General features: G+C 67.5%; 15 protein-coding genes. 4 read left to right on the forward strand and 11 right to left on the reverse strand.

Annotation, left to right across the window (positions count from 1 at the left end):
* Window positions 1-17: 17 nt before the first annotated feature.
* The 7 genes from CHINAEXTREME_RS12720 to CHINAEXTREME_RS12750 all read right to left on the reverse strand — a co-directional run bounded on the left by CHINAEXTREME_RS12720 (window position 18) and on the right by CHINAEXTREME_RS12750 (window position 6173).
* A complete protein-coding gene (locus CHINAEXTREME_RS12720; RefSeq protein ID WP_007141723.1) occupies window positions 18-1388 on the reverse strand; it encodes a DNA polymerase Y family protein in 1371 nt (456 codons plus the stop codon).
* A 274-nt stretch (window positions 1389-1662) separates the two neighbouring features.
* Entirely contained in the window at window positions 1663-1992 is a 330-nt protein-coding gene (locus tag CHINAEXTREME_RS12725) for a transcription factor S (protein ID WP_007141724.1), read from the reverse strand.
* Between the two features lie 51 nt (window positions 1993-2043).
* Complete coding sequence (locus CHINAEXTREME_RS12730; RefSeq protein ID WP_007141725.1) at window positions 2044-2646, reverse strand: hypothetical protein; 603 nt, start codon at window positions 2644-2646, stop codon at window positions 2044-2046.
* 50 nt (window positions 2647-2696) lie between these two features.
* A complete protein-coding gene (locus CHINAEXTREME_RS12735) occupies window positions 2697-3638 on the reverse strand; it encodes a hypothetical protein (protein WP_007141726.1) in 942 nt (313 codons plus the stop codon).
* Between the two features lie 87 nt (window positions 3639-3725).
* Window positions 3726-4562 (reverse strand): RAD55 family ATPase, encoded by an 837-nt coding sequence (locus CHINAEXTREME_RS12740; protein ID WP_007141727.1) that lies wholly within the window; start codon window positions 4560-4562, stop codon window positions 3726-3728.
* Window positions 4563-4625: 63 nt separating this feature from the next.
* The gene (locus tag CHINAEXTREME_RS12745; RefSeq protein WP_007141728.1) at window positions 4626-5705 is read right to left on the reverse strand and encodes a beta-ribofuranosylaminobenzene 5'-phosphate synthase family protein; all 1080 of its coding nucleotides are present in this window, start codon (window positions 5703-5705) and stop codon (window positions 4626-4628) included.
* 108 nt (window positions 5706-5813) lie between these two features.
* Window positions 5814-6173, reverse strand: a complete 360-nt coding sequence (locus tag CHINAEXTREME_RS12750; RefSeq protein WP_007141729.1) for a hypothetical protein — start codon at window positions 6171-6173, stop codon at window positions 5814-5816.
* Window positions 6174-6413: 240 nt separating this feature from the next.
* Here CHINAEXTREME_RS12750 and mobA point away from each other — a divergent pair, with 240 nt between their 5' ends.
* From mobA to CHINAEXTREME_RS21885, 3 genes are all read left to right on the forward strand, one after another.
* The gene (gene mobA, locus CHINAEXTREME_RS12755; protein WP_007141730.1) at window positions 6414-7043 is read left to right on the forward strand and encodes a molybdenum cofactor guanylyltransferase; all 630 of its coding nucleotides are present in this window, start codon (window positions 6414-6416) and stop codon (window positions 7041-7043) included.
* Between the two features lie 84 nt (window positions 7044-7127).
* Window positions 7128-8864, forward strand: a complete 1737-nt coding sequence (gene ilvD / locus CHINAEXTREME_RS12760) for a dihydroxy-acid dehydratase (RefSeq protein ID WP_007141731.1) — start codon at window positions 7128-7130, stop codon at window positions 8862-8864.
* 221 nt (window positions 8865-9085) lie between these two features.
* The gene (locus tag CHINAEXTREME_RS21885) at window positions 9086-9241 is read left to right on the forward strand and encodes a hypothetical protein (RefSeq protein ID WP_007141732.1); all 156 of its coding nucleotides are present in this window, start codon (window positions 9086-9088) and stop codon (window positions 9239-9241) included.
* Window positions 9242-9278: 37 nt separating this feature from the next.
* Here the strand turns inward: CHINAEXTREME_RS21885 and CHINAEXTREME_RS12765 are convergent, their stop codons facing one another.
* The gene (locus CHINAEXTREME_RS12765; protein ID WP_007141733.1) at window positions 9279-9716 is read right to left on the reverse strand and encodes an adenylyltransferase/cytidyltransferase family protein; all 438 of its coding nucleotides are present in this window, start codon (window positions 9714-9716) and stop codon (window positions 9279-9281) included.
* Window positions 9717-9837: 121 nt separating this feature from the next.
* A complete protein-coding gene (locus CHINAEXTREME_RS12770; protein WP_007141734.1) occupies window positions 9838-10335 on the reverse strand; it encodes a Mov34/MPN/PAD-1 family protein in 498 nt (165 codons plus the stop codon).
* A 161-nt stretch (window positions 10336-10496) separates the two neighbouring features.
* On the opposite strand from CHINAEXTREME_RS12770, the gene CHINAEXTREME_RS12775 reads away from it, so the two are divergent.
* Window positions 10497-12416: a DHH family phosphoesterase gene (locus CHINAEXTREME_RS12775; protein ID WP_007141735.1), complete on the forward strand. Its 1920-nt coding sequence runs from the start codon at window positions 10497-10499 to the stop codon at window positions 12414-12416.
* Between the two features lie 113 nt (window positions 12417-12529).
* Here CHINAEXTREME_RS12775 and CHINAEXTREME_RS22450 read toward each other — a convergent pair whose 3' ends face one another.
* Window positions 12530-12658: a hypothetical protein gene (locus CHINAEXTREME_RS22450; protein ID WP_007141736.1), complete on the reverse strand. Its 129-nt coding sequence runs from the start codon at window positions 12656-12658 to the stop codon at window positions 12530-12532.
* A gap of 151 nt (window positions 12659-12809) precedes the next feature.
* Entirely contained in the window at window positions 12810-13133 is a 324-nt protein-coding gene (locus CHINAEXTREME_RS12780) for a hypothetical protein (RefSeq protein WP_007141737.1), read from the reverse strand.
* Between the last annotated feature and the right edge of the window lie 147 nt (window positions 13134-13280).

Consider the following 13280-nt stretch of genomic DNA (forward strand, 5'->3'; position numbering starts at 1 on the left):
CGATCGACGGATCCGGGTCACCGCGAACGCGACGTGAAATCGGCCAGCGAGGTCTGGCCCGGCGGGAGTTCGTCCCGGGACGCCGGGCGATCGACGCTCCCCTCCTTCTTCTCCTTCTTCTCCTCCTTCTCCTCCTCGGCGTCCTGGCTCTCGGACTCGAGGTCCCCGCCGTCGTCGGACCCGGGCCCCACCGCGTCGGTCGACGACCCGCCGTCGCTGCCCCACCCCTCGAGGCTCGCCTGGTCGGCCGAGGCGAACTCGAGGTTCGCCACGCGGACGCCGACCTTCCGGACGGGGTCGTCCTCGAACTCCGCGAACAGGTCACGGGCGATCCGGTCGACGAGGTCGGGGTCGTCGACCGGCCCTGGCAGCGAGCGCTCGCGCGTGTTGACATCGTACGGCGGCGTGACGGCCTTGACGCCGACGGTTCGGTAGAGCGCGCCTTCCCGGCGGGCCCGGTCGGCGACCGCGGCCGCGAGCGTCTCTATCTGTTCGTACTTCGGGTCAGGCTCCGCGACGGGTTCGGCGAACGCCGACTCCCGCGAGAAGCTCTTTGGATCTCCCTTCGGCTCGACGCGGCGGTCGTCCTCGCCGCGCGCGCGGTCGTACAGTTCCCGGCCGCGCTCGCCGAACCGTTCGACCAGGGGCTCGGGATCGGCGGCGGCGACGTCGCCCGCCGTCTCGAGGCCCATCTCGCGGAGTTCCCGGGCCGTCACGGGGCCGACGCCGTGGAGCAGGTTCACCTCGAGCGGCGCGAGGAACTCCCGGAGTTCGTCGGGGCGGACGACGGTCAGCCCGTCGGGTTTGTCGTAGTCGCTGGCGATCTTGGCAGCGCTCATCGTGGGCGCGACGCCGACGCTGACGACGACGCCGACCTCGCGGCGGATTCGGTCCTTGACATGGCGGGCGAACCCGTCGGCGACTTCCCAGGCGGTGCGGTCGGTGACGTCGAGGTAGGCCTCGTCGATGCTGACCTCCCGGACGACGTCGGCGCAGTCGTGGAGGATCGACTGTACTTCCTCGGCGATCGACTCGTAGTAGTCCATGTCGACGGGCCGGTAGTGGCCAGTCTCCTCGCGGGTCAGGTCGGGGTCGTGGTCGGGGGCCTCGGGGTCGAGGGCCGCACGGCGGGGCAGTCGTTCCAGGGCCGTGGAGATGGCCTGCGCGCTCTCGACGCCGAACTCGCGCGCCTCGTAGCTGGCGGTGGCGACCGCGCCGACGGACTCGCCGGGTTCGTACCCCATGCCGACGACCACGGGTTCGCCCTCGAGTTCGGGCTCGCGCAGTCGCTCACAGGAGGCGTAGAAGCAATCCGCGTCGACGTGGAGGACGATCCGGTCCTCGTCGTCCTCGCGTTGGACGCCGGGAAGGCGCGGCCCGTCGGACATACCTGTGCCTACGGATCGATTCGCGCGGACGGTTGTGAACGTTGCGTCCGTCCGCCGGGACGGAACGACGAAGTGTACCGACGCGTCCCTGGTAGAGCGGAGACGCCCGAGACGGACGCGTCGGCTCGTGACGGTCTCGTGTATCGAAGAGGTGAATACTGGAACCGCATCCTCGAGTTCCGTCGCGAGGGTGGTAAACGTCGTCGTTCGTTACTCGAAAAGCGGAAGACCCGAAGGGGATATATCGCTCGAGACGAGACGCGGGATGGTCGAGTCAATTATAGCCGCGCCAGCGGTGGCCGCACTCGGTACACTTGAAAAAGCGCGTCGGCGGCTCGTCGGCCGACGCGGTCTGTTTGAGCGTGTACCACGCCTCCTGGTTGCCACACTCGTCACAGATCACGTCGGTGGCCTTCGGTTTGCCCTCGAAGTTCGCGTCCTCGCTGGACTCGATGACGTCGTCCTCGGACTGGGACTCCGTCGTAACGAACTCGTCTTCCAGGTCGCTGTCCCGCTCGCTCGAGGCACCGCAGTCCTCGTTCGTACAGACCATGCGGTCGCCGTCGGCTTTCATCATCGAACCGCATTCGTCGCAAAACTGCATGTCGGGCGGTACGGGATCGAGCGCAAAAACACCTAGGTCCTCGGTTCCCGTCTAGTAGCGACGCTCGAGTTCTTCGTCCTCGAGAACCACGGGACAGTCGGCGACCCGGAACTGGTCGAGTGCGGGCATGTCGAGGATGTCGGTTCCCTCGAGCGTACAGCCGACGTTCGGCGGCGTCGCGAAGTGCTCACACTGGTGGCAGTACTCCCGCTTGTCGACCGTGCGGATCTCGCGTTCGTCCTCGAAGAGGTCCGCCGGCGGCGCGTCGTCCTCGAGTCGCTCCCAGAGCCGATCGGGGTCGAGTTCGGCGACGTCCTCGCGGTCGAACAGGTCGTCGAACTCGTCGCTCGAGGCGCCGGCCGCGAACTCCACGGACTCGGCGCGGCGCCGTTCGACGGTCGCGGCGAGATCACCGAGCGGGCCGGTAGCGCTGCTGCCTTCCGGCCGCGAGTCGGAGACTGTGTCGTGTTCGGTCCACACGCTCCCGTCGCGGTCCGCCGGCGATCGGCCCGGTTCCGTCCCGGAATCGTCCCGAAGGGTCGGGCGGACGGTTCTCGAGTTGGCGTTCTCGTTCTCGTTCTCGTTCCCGTCTCGGCCCTCGCGTTCGTCGCTCGAGGAACGCTCGATCCCGTCGTTCGCGTCGCGGTCGGCCATTGGTTCTCGTTCGACACCTGGTTCTCCGCCATCCTCGGAGTTTCGGTCGCTCACTCGTTCCCACCACCGAGTCCGAGCCCGCGGCGCTCGTCGTCCTCGTCGGTCCCGTCCGCGTCGGCCTCGACGGCCTCGAACACGCCCTCCGGTGTCGTCTCGACTTCGCTCCCTCGCCCCTCGAGCGCGGGCGGGCTACCGGTCTCGAGCGTGTGAGAGCCGAAGAAAGACGTCCGCTCCCGGACGTCGGCGAAGGGACTGGCACAGTGGGGACACTCCGGCGCGGTCAACAGGGCGAGATCGACAGACGCGTCGCACTCCTCGCAGGCCGCGGACCGGATCCCAAGCCGGTTCGCGGCCAGTTTGAGGTCTTCGACCTGGGCGCGTTGCCGTTCGCGCTCGACGAGGTCGTCCCACCGATCCCGCAGATCGACGACGGCCGTCGCGAGGACCGTCGACCGCTCCTCGAGGCGATCCGTCCGCTCGAGGAGGTAATCGAGCACCTCCTCGAAGTTGTCGAAGCCGCCGTCGACGGTCTCTTCGAGGGCCTCGAGGTCCACCTGGAGGCGCTCGAGGGCCTCGGCCTCGGCGTACTCCGGGTGGCCGTGGTCCGCCGGTGCCTTCGCGTCGGTCTCGCGTTTGACCTGGACGACCCGCGAGCGGACGTCTTCCAGCAGTTCCCGAAATTCCTCGCGGCTGGCCTCGAGTTCGCCCTGCAGGGCCTCGAGGTCGTCGCGGACGACGGGGTCGAACGCGTACTCGTTCCCGCTTTCGGCATCCCCGTTCCCGTCCCCGTCTCCGTGCCCGCCTTCGCCCTCGGCCTCGGCCTCGAGCACCCCGTCCTCGGCGGCCGCGACGGCCCGGGCAGCGGTAAGCAGGCGGCGACAGAACTCGTCGCGCGACTCGTCGCGCCGCTCGGCGGCGTCGGCGATCCAGTCGTCGACGTCGGCCGGTAACGCGAACGAAACCCCCCCGTTCTCGTTGTCCTCACCCGCCATCTACCCCACATAGCGGCGAGCGCCGCATAAGGATTATTGCCCATTTTCCACCTCCCAGGGAAACGGAGAAACGGGGACCAGAAACCGTCAGCGAATCTTCCGAACGTTGCTGATATCGAAGCCGGCGTCGCCGATCTCGGTCTCGAAGCGGACGACGTCCTCGTCCTCGAGCCGCGAGAGGACGCCGCGGAACTGTTCGACGACGAGCGTCCGGGCGCGCTCGGAGCCGCCGCTCTCCCACTCGAAGAGCAAGGTACCGTCGGTCGACTCCTTCAGCCGGCCGAGCTCGGTCGACGTGAGCGGCTCGGAATTGACGAGCAGGAGGATCACGCCGCCCCAGCGGTGGGAGGCACGAGCAAGCCCCTTCAGCAGGACCGTCAGGTCCGCCCAGTCGAGCCGGTCGTCGGCCGCCGCCGCCAGGTCGGTGATCGAGTCGACGACGACGAGGTTCCCCGCGGCGTGTTCGGTCAGGTAGTCGCCGAACGCCTCGAGGACGTCACCCCGATCGGTCTTGTTGCCGAGGTTCGTGATGTCGGTGGTCCGCTCCGCGTACCAGTCGGTCGGCACGGGGGTCAGCTGGAAGTACTCCTCGGCCAACTCGACGAACTCGATGGCCTCCATTCCGTCCTCGACGAGTGGCTCCTCGACGACGAACGACATCTCGTTCTCGACGGCGTCGCGCTCGTCGGTGAACGAGACGTAGTGGATCTCTTCGGGGAGTCTCGTCCCATCCTCGAGCGCGCCGTAGTGGAGGTCGAACCGGTCGGAGCCGACCCTGGCGAGGCCGTTCATCAGCGCGCTAGTATAGCAAAACTCCCGCGCCCCGGCACCCGACTCCCCCGCGAGTAACACGACGCTGCCGGCAGGCGCGCCGCCGCCGATGATGCGATCGAGTCGCGAGATTCCGAGCGGCAGCCGTTCCATGGCTGATCGTTGGAGTCGACCGGTTTACCTGTTGTGGCGCGGGCGTCGTCCTCGAGTCCTGCGCTACGTGTCGTCCTCGAGGGTGACGCGAGCGCCGCCGGTCGTTCGTGGTTCCGGGTCCGGGTTCCGGTCCGAGCTTGCGCTCGCGTTTGCGCTCGTACTCGCGTTCGTCCCGGCCCCCGCCGGCACCGACAGCAACACCTGCCCGTCACAGTCCAGGTCGGCGAGCGCATCCTCGGCCGCCGCTTTCGCCTCGGCGGCGTGCCTGCGGTCCGTGACGCCGTAGACGACCGGCCCCCAGGAGGACTGCCCGATCCCCGTCAGCACCGGACACTCCTCGAGCGCCTCGACGAGCGCGCCGGCCGGCGGCCGAAAGACACCGCCCTGGGCGTCCGCGTACCAGGAGCCGTTCTTGCGCCCGATCTCGGCGACCGCGTCGCCGAATGCCTCGAGTCGACCCTCCGCGGCCGCCGGCAACAGCTTCCGGGTGACGACGCCCGCGATCTCGTCGGAGACGGTCGGGTCGGCTCGTTCGACGACTTCGCGCATGCTCGCGTCCTCGTCGTCCCCGTTGCGGCCGGGGTCGGCCTCGGGCACGGCGACGAGGAATCGCCAGCGATCGGGCAGGTCGTGGCGGGCGACGACTGGCGGCACCGCCCAGTCCCCCTCGGCAGGGGGGTCCGTCGTGAACCGGTTTGTCGGGTGGCCGGCGTCGACGACGAAGCCGCCGGCTTCGAAGGTGGCGACGCCGACGCCGCTGCGGCCGCCACGGCCAAGCGCCGGCGCGCGCTCGCGGACCCGCGGCTCGAGGCCGTAGGCGTGTGCGGTCGCGGCGAGGACCGACAGCGCGAGTTGGGTTCCGCTGCCGAGGCCGACGTGACGGGGCAGGGCCGACTCGAGGTCGACCGCGACACCGGGAACGTCGAGGATCGCGACGGCGCGGCGCGCGTAGTCGGCGACCAGCGGGTCGTCGGTCTCGACTCCTTCGGCGGGTTCGGCGGTGACGGTCACTCGCGGCTCCTCGAGGCCGACGCCGATTCCGCCGTAGAGACGGTCCCGGGCCAGGGAGAGGTTCTGGAACCCGACGTGGAGGCGGGCGCCCGCGCTGACGGTCGCCGTCGCCTCCGCATATCCTCCTGACATGCCGCTCTGCCGGGGGTAGGAAACCCCTCCGGAAGGGGGTTTCGACGGTGGCAACGACTGACGCCGTCGGGGTGAGAAGAAACGAGTCCCCGGGCGCAGTTGTCGCGCCTACCGGCCGGGAACGCCGTAGTCGACGTGGACGTTCGGCGTACTGGCGGATTCGGGCGCCGGGACGCCGTTCCAGTCGACGACGCGAACGTTCGCCATCTCGCCGGAGAACCGGAACCGCTGGACGCCGACGTCGATCGAGCCCTCCGCCACTTTCTCGGTGACGACCGTCGCTTCCCGTTCGGGGTCGCCCCCGACCATCTCGATCTCGCCGTCGACGGAGATTTCGAACCGGGAGGGGACGCCCCGTCCGACGATCGTCACGAGGTTGGGGAGGGAATCGGTGTCGGCTTCGTTCCCGTTCGCATTCGCGTTCGTGTTCGATGCTGTCTGGCTGCGTACCGGATCGTCGCGTGCCATGTTTCGATGAGTCGAACGGTGAGGTATAAGCTTTTTTCCTCAGGGAACGGTCGGATCGGACGAATTAGCCCAGTTAGCGTATAAAATTCCGTGATCGTTCGATCCCGCTCGAGGGGCCGATCGAAGCGCCGTCGGGGGATGGACTGGTCGGAGTCGGGGCCGGATCGACAGGGTCCGGTCGATTGCCGCCACGTGGGATGGTCCAACAGGTATAATCCGGCCTCGTGCGTACCGACGACCGTGCCGACGAACCAAACGCTTGCGGGGGTCGTCATCGCGGGTGGCTACTCGACCCGCTTCGGGGACGCGGACAAGGCCGTCGCCGACGTCGTGGGGACGCCGATGATCCGGCGCGTCGTCGACCGGCTCGCGGCGGTGACCGACGAGATCGTGGTCAACTGCCGCGAGGACCAGCTCGAGGCGATCGACGCGGCCCTCGCGGGTTGTGACGCCTCGGTCCGGTTCGCGACCGACCCCGTCGAGGATCGGGGCCCGCTGGCCGGCATCCGTGTCGGCCTCGAGGCCGCGACCCGGGAGTACGCCGCGGTGGTCGCCTGCGACATGCCGTTCGTCGACCCGACGCTGCTGGAATTCCTGCTCGAGCGCGCACAGGAGAGCGACGGTGCCGTCGTCCGCCTCGAGGACGGCTGGTACCAGACGACGCAGGCGGTATACCGGACCGACGCGATGGCCCGGGCGTGCGCGGCCGCGCTCGAGGGCGACGACGGGCGAATCCTCGCGGCGATCGATCGGATCGACTGCGTTACCGTCGCCGAGTCCGACCTCGAGGCCGCCGGTGTCGACGACGCGACCTTCGAAAGCGTCGACACGCAAGCCGAACTCGAGGACGCGGCCGACCGACTGGAATAACCGAAGCCGTTCGGCCGATCCGGCCAGTGTCGCACGATACGCCGGGAAAGGGTGACTTATGGCGACGCGTCCCAAGATCCGTGCATGAGCAGCGACGAGTTCGATTTCGGCAAGGACGAGCGGCTGCGGAGCCGCGACGTGACAGAGGGCGCGGAGAAAGCCCCACACCGGGCGATGTTCCGCGCGATGGGGTTCGACGACGAGGACTTCTCCTCCCCGATGATCGGCGTTCCGAACCCCGCGGCCGACATCACGCCGTGTAACGTTCACTTGGACGAGGTCGCCGAGTCGGCGCTCGAGGGCGCGGACGAGGCCGGCGGGATGCCCATCGAGTTCGGCACGATCACCATCTCCGACGCCATCTCGATGGGGACCGAGGGGATGAAGGCCTCGCTGATCTCGCGGGAGGTCATCGCGGACAGCGTCGAACTCGTCTCCTTCGGCGAACGGATGGACGGGCTGGTCACCGTCGCGGGCTGTGACAAGAACCTGCCCGGGATGATGATGGCCGCGATCCGCACGGATCTCCCCTCCGTCTTCCTCTACGGCGGTTCGATCATGCCCGGCGAGCACGAGGGCCGGGACGTTACCATCGTCCAGGTGTTCGAGGGCGTCGGGACCTACGGGACCGGCGAGATGGACGCCGACGAACTCGACGACCTCGAGCGCAACGCCTGTCCCGGCGCGGGCTCCTGTGGCGGGATGTTCACCGCGAACACGATGGCCTCCATTTCGGAGGCGCTCGGGATGGCACCCCTGGGCAGCGCCTCGCCGCCGGCCGAACACCACGAACGGTACGCCGTCGCCCGCCGGGCCGGCGAACTCGCCGTCGAGGTCGTCGAGGAGGACCGTCGGCCGTCGGACATCCTCTCGCGAAAGTCCTTCGAGAACGCCATCGCGCTCCAGACCGCCATCGGCGGCTCGACCAACGGCGTGCTCCACCTGCTCGCGCTCGCCCGCGAGGCGGACGTGGACCTCGAGATCGAGGACTTCGACGAAATCTCGCGGCGGACGCCGAAGATCGCCGACATGCAACCCGGCGGCGACAGCGTGATGAACGACCTCCACGAACTCGGCGGCGTCCCGGTCGTCATCCGGCGACTGCTCGAGGCCGACCTGTTCCACGGCGATGCGATGACCGTCACTGGGCGGACGATCGAAGAGGAACTCGAATTCCTCGAGGAGGAACACGAACTGCCGAGCGACGACGAAATCGAGGCCGACTTCCTCTACCCGGTCGACGACCCCAAGGAAGAGGAGGGCGCGATCAAGATCCTCACCGGCAACCTCGCCCCCGACGGCGCGGTGCTGAAAGTGACCGGCGACGACGAGTTTTACCACCAGGGGCCGGCCCGGATCTTCGAGAACGAGGAGGACGCGATGGCCTACGTCCAGGAGGGCCACATCGAGTCCGGGGACGTGATCGTCATCCGTAACGAAGGGCCGAAGGGCGGTCCCGGCATGCGCGAGATGCTGGGCGTGACCGCGGCGGTCGTCGGCGCGGGCCACGAGGACGACGTCGCCCTGATCACCGACGGGCGGTTCTCCGGCGGCACGCGCGGCCCGATGATCGGCCACGTCGCCCCCGAGGCGTTCGTCGGCGGCCCCATCGGCCTGCTCGAGGACGGGGACGAGATCACGGTCGACATTCCGGACCGCACCCTCGAGGTCGACGTCGACGAGGACGAACTCGAGGCCCGCCGTGAGGAGTGGGACCGGCCGGAGCCAGCCTACGAGGGCGGCGTGCTCGCGAAGTTCGGCCGCGACTTCGGCTCTGCGGCCGACGGCGCCGTGACGAACCCGGGCGTCAAGCGGGAGTGAACGAGGGCGCTCTCACGATCCGAGTCGATCGTCCCGTCCCCTGCGAACCCGACCTCGGATCGCCGGCGCGGCGAGAGCCCCGTTCGTGCCCTCATCCGTAACTTCGACACGTGTCAATTCGAAACGAGGATTGATACGGTTCCCAGTCGGCTCTCGACCGGCCTGCTCCCTTCTATTTCTTGCACGGTTCTTTCCCCCGCTTACCACGGAAGTCGGTACGAATGTATAAATACTGTCTCGACTGCGATTGGCACGCCGGGACCGACGAGGGGTTAACGGAACGGGAGGTCTCCAAGGCGGCTATCGACCACTTCGTCGAAACCGGCCACACCGTCGATTCACTGCGACTGCCGCCGCCGATCGTGATCGAGAACTGAGGGGCCGGGAGGAACTGGCGGCCGAGAACCGTCGGCGTCAGCCCCGTCGCTCGAGAATGCGCTCGACGATCAGCCGCGTCGAGAGGAGTTCGTCGTCGCGTTTCGGCTCTCGGGCGCTGGCCCGTTCGACGACGCAATCGATCCCCCGACGCTCGAGTTCGGCCTCGATGGCCTCGTCGTCGTGGTGCTGGTCGTGTCCCAGCGCGATCACGTCCGGCTCGATCTCCTCGATCGGGACGAAGATGTCCTCCTCGTGGCCGAGGATCGCCTCGTCGACGGCCTCGAGGGCGTCGACGACGTCCCGGCGCTGGGTGGCGGGACAGATCGGCTTCGCCTTGTGGTCGACGTTCGCCTTCCGGGCGACGATCACGTACAGTTCGTCGCCCATCGCGGCCGCCTCCTCGAGGTAGTGGACGTGCCCCGGGTGGAGGATGTCGAACGTTCCCTGTGCGATGACGGTGCGGGTCGAACTCATGCGTCGCTTGCCTCTGTCGGTTGTATTGGTGGTTTCGGCGTTCTCGTCCTCATCCTCATCCTCGTCCTCGTCTTCGTCGTCTTCGTCGTCTTCGTCGTCTTCGTCCTCGTCGTCGTCGTTCTCATCCTCGCAAATCCTCGTCGATATCCGCTTGCGTGAAATCGAAGAACTCCTCCGTCTCGGGGAGTTCGACGTCGATCACGTTCAGGTTCGTCGGCTTCCCCTGGGAGTCGAACGCTTGCCAGTCGGTCCGGCGGTAGGGCGCGCCGATGATGATGTGTACGCTCCCCCGGCCGAACGTATCCAGGTCCGCGTTGCTCGGCTGGATGACCCCGTTCGGGTGCGAGTGGACGCTGCCCAACGCCTTCACGTCGTTCGGGATCTGGTTCGTCTTGACCGTGGCGCTGACGCTGTTCGTCTCGGTCCCCGGCACCACCAGGACGTCGGTGATGACGAGGCCGTCCCGCTCGAGTCCGAGCCGATCGGCCTCGGTGCCCCGAAGGAACCCCATGTACTCGCGGGGGTGGGCCGCCTCCGAGGATTCGATCGCGAACTCGAGGGTCTCCTCGGCGATGCCGAGGATCTCGTTCGAGCGAAACAAGGCGTCGAGCAGCCCCATGCCCGTACCTGTGGGCTTGCGGTTGCTAAACGTTCCGAAAGGGGACCCGGACCCGGACCCGGATCCGGATCCGGACTGAACTCGGACCGGATTCGGACCGGACCCCACCCGTCACTGCTTGATAAGGGTTATACGCGGCCACCCCCAAACGATGAATCAAGATGACACGAGCCTCTGCCGGGGAACCCGGCACGGATGACGGGGATTCCGTCGTCTACGATCTCGACTCGGATTGTACCGCAGAAGACGTCGAAAAAGACCAGTCATATCTCGCGGAAATCAACGGCATCGTCGACTACGGCGTCTTCGTCGATCTCTCCGAATCGGTCTCCGGTCTCGTTCACGAATCCGTCCTCGAGGGCACCTTCGCCGTCGGCGACGAACTCGTCGTCGAACTCGAGAGCATCCGCGACAACGGCGACATGGCCTTCGAGCCGGTCGACACCGAGGTCGACGTCGACGACCTCACCCTCCGGAACGTCTCTCACGACTACGCGCTGACCGGCACCGACCGCCTCGAGGCCAACGTCGGCGACCAGATCCACCTCGAGGGCGAGGTCGTCCAGGTCAAACAGACCGCCGGGCCGACGATCTTCCACATCGCCGACGAGTACGGCGTCGTTCCCTGTGCTGCCTTCGAGGAGGCCGGCGTCCGCGCCTACCCCTCGGTCGAGGTCGGCGACGTCGTCCGCGTCACCGGTACCCCCGAACACCGCGAGGGATCGGTCCAGATCGAAGTCGACGGGCTCTCGAAACTCGATGGCGACGACGCCGAGGCCGCCCGCGAACGGATCGAAACCGCCCTCGAGTCCCGCTCCGAGCCCCACGACGTCGAGCCGCTGATCGACTGGCCCGCCTTCGAAAAGCTCCGACCGAACCTCCGCGAGGTCGCGAAGCGACTCCGCCGGGCGGTCCTCGAGGGCCGGCCCGTCCGCGTGCGTCACCACGCCGACGGCGACGGGATGTGTGCCGCGGTCCCGGTCCAGGTCGCCCTTGAGAAGTTCATCGCCGACGTCCACGAGGATGACGACGCGCCGCGACACCTCATCAAGCGCCTGCCCGCGAAGGCCCCGTTCTACGAGATGGAGGACGCGACGCGTGACCTGAACTTCGCGCTGGAGGACCGCGAGAAACACGGCCAGCAGCTCCCGCTCCTGCTGATGCTCGACAACGGCTCGACGGCCGAGGACGTCCCGGCCTACGAGACGCTGGCCCACTACGACATCCCGATCATCGCCGTCGACCACCACCACCCCGACCCCGACGCGGTCGGCGACCTGCTCGACGCCCACGTCAACCCCTACCTCCACGACGAAGACTACCGAATCACCACGGGGATGCTCTGTGTCGAACTCGCGCGGATGATCTACCCCGACCTCACCGAGGAACTGCGCCACGTCCCCGCCGTCGCCGGCATCTCTGACCGCTCGAAGGCCGACGCGATGGACGACTACCTCGCGCTGGCCGCCGAGGAAGGCTACGACGAAGAGCGTCTGCAGGACGTCAGCGAGGCGCTGGACTACGCCGCCTTCTGGCTGCGCTACAACTCCGGCGATCAGCTGATCCAGGACCTGCTCCAGATCGACTCGGACGACGAGGACCGCCACCGCAAGCTCGTGGACTTCTTCGCCGAGCGCGCCCGCGAGGAAGTCGACGAACAGCTCGCGGCCGCGACTCCCCACCTCGAGCACGAGGAACTGGACAACGGCGCGCACCTCTACCGGATCGACGTCGAGAACCACGCCCACCGCTTTACCTACCCCGCGCCGGGGAAGACGACCGGCGAGATCCACGACCGCAAGATCGAGGAGACCGGCGACCCCGTGATCACCGTGGGCTACGGCCCGGACTTCGCCGTCCTGCGCTCCGACGGCGTCCGCCTGGACATCCCGCAGATGGTCTCGGAACTCGAGGCGGAGGTACCGGGCGGCGGCGTCTCCGGCGGGGGCCACCTCGTCGTCGGCTCGATCAAGTTCGTCAAGGGCAAACGCGAGGAAGTGATCGAGGCCCTGGTCGACAAGATGGAGGACGCCGAGATCGACGAGGAACTCTCGAGCGCGGCGCCGATCGACGACGACTGACGGCTAGCAGGACGTTCCTCACGCGGTTCGCCGCTCGTTCCGACGAAGAAGGCGAGAAAACGGAAACCGGTCACCGAATAGCGTTTTACTGTCGATACTCCCTACTCTCCGGGTCAGTCCGCGCCGTGTCGCGGGGTGTAGCCGCAGTCGGTACACTCGAGGGACTGGTGTCGAACGAGAAGCGTTCCGTCACAGTCCGGACAGCGATACTCGACGTCGGTCGGGGATTGACTGATTGCCATGTTCGAGGCGGGGCAGCGGAGACTAATAAGCTCGCCTATTATACAACTCGAACACTTGATTGAGCATTATACACATACTCTCTCGACGCTGACCGTCCGAACCGGCGACAATGCGGGAGACGCCGGGCCGATCGAAACGACGCTCGAGAAGTCAGAACTGGTATCGCCGCTCGTCGTCCATCGAGGGGTACTGGTCCGCGCCGGTCATCTCGTCGAAGGTCATCCCCGAGAGGAACTCGTCGTATGTGACGTCGAACCCCGACCGGAGGTGGAAGTCGAGTTTGCCGGTGTCGACGCTGGTCTGGAAGAGCATGTGGATCGCCCGCCGGACGAGTTCGTCGGTCTCGTCGGGCTCGAGCGCGGTTTCGAGCAGGGCGAGTTCGTTGCGCGTCTCGCGGTCGAGCGAGATCGAGAGTTCGTCGCCGAACGCGGAGTACGATTCCTGGACGTCCTCGTTGAGATCCTCGAGGCTCATGCGAGAGAGCAAGCGAGCCGGCTGGATAGGCTTTTCGTGGTCGTCTCGACCGGGGATCGGACCCGAGAACCCTGTCCGGTACTTGTCTCGCTCGAGGGCGCTATCGCCCGGTCGGTTCGTGACGCCTGCAAGGTTCGAAGGGGTCGA

This window comes from Halobiforma lacisalsi AJ5 (assembly GCF_000226975.2).
Classification (GTDB): domain Archaea; phylum Halobacteriota; class Halobacteria; order Halobacteriales; family Natrialbaceae; genus Natronobacterium; species Natronobacterium lacisalsi.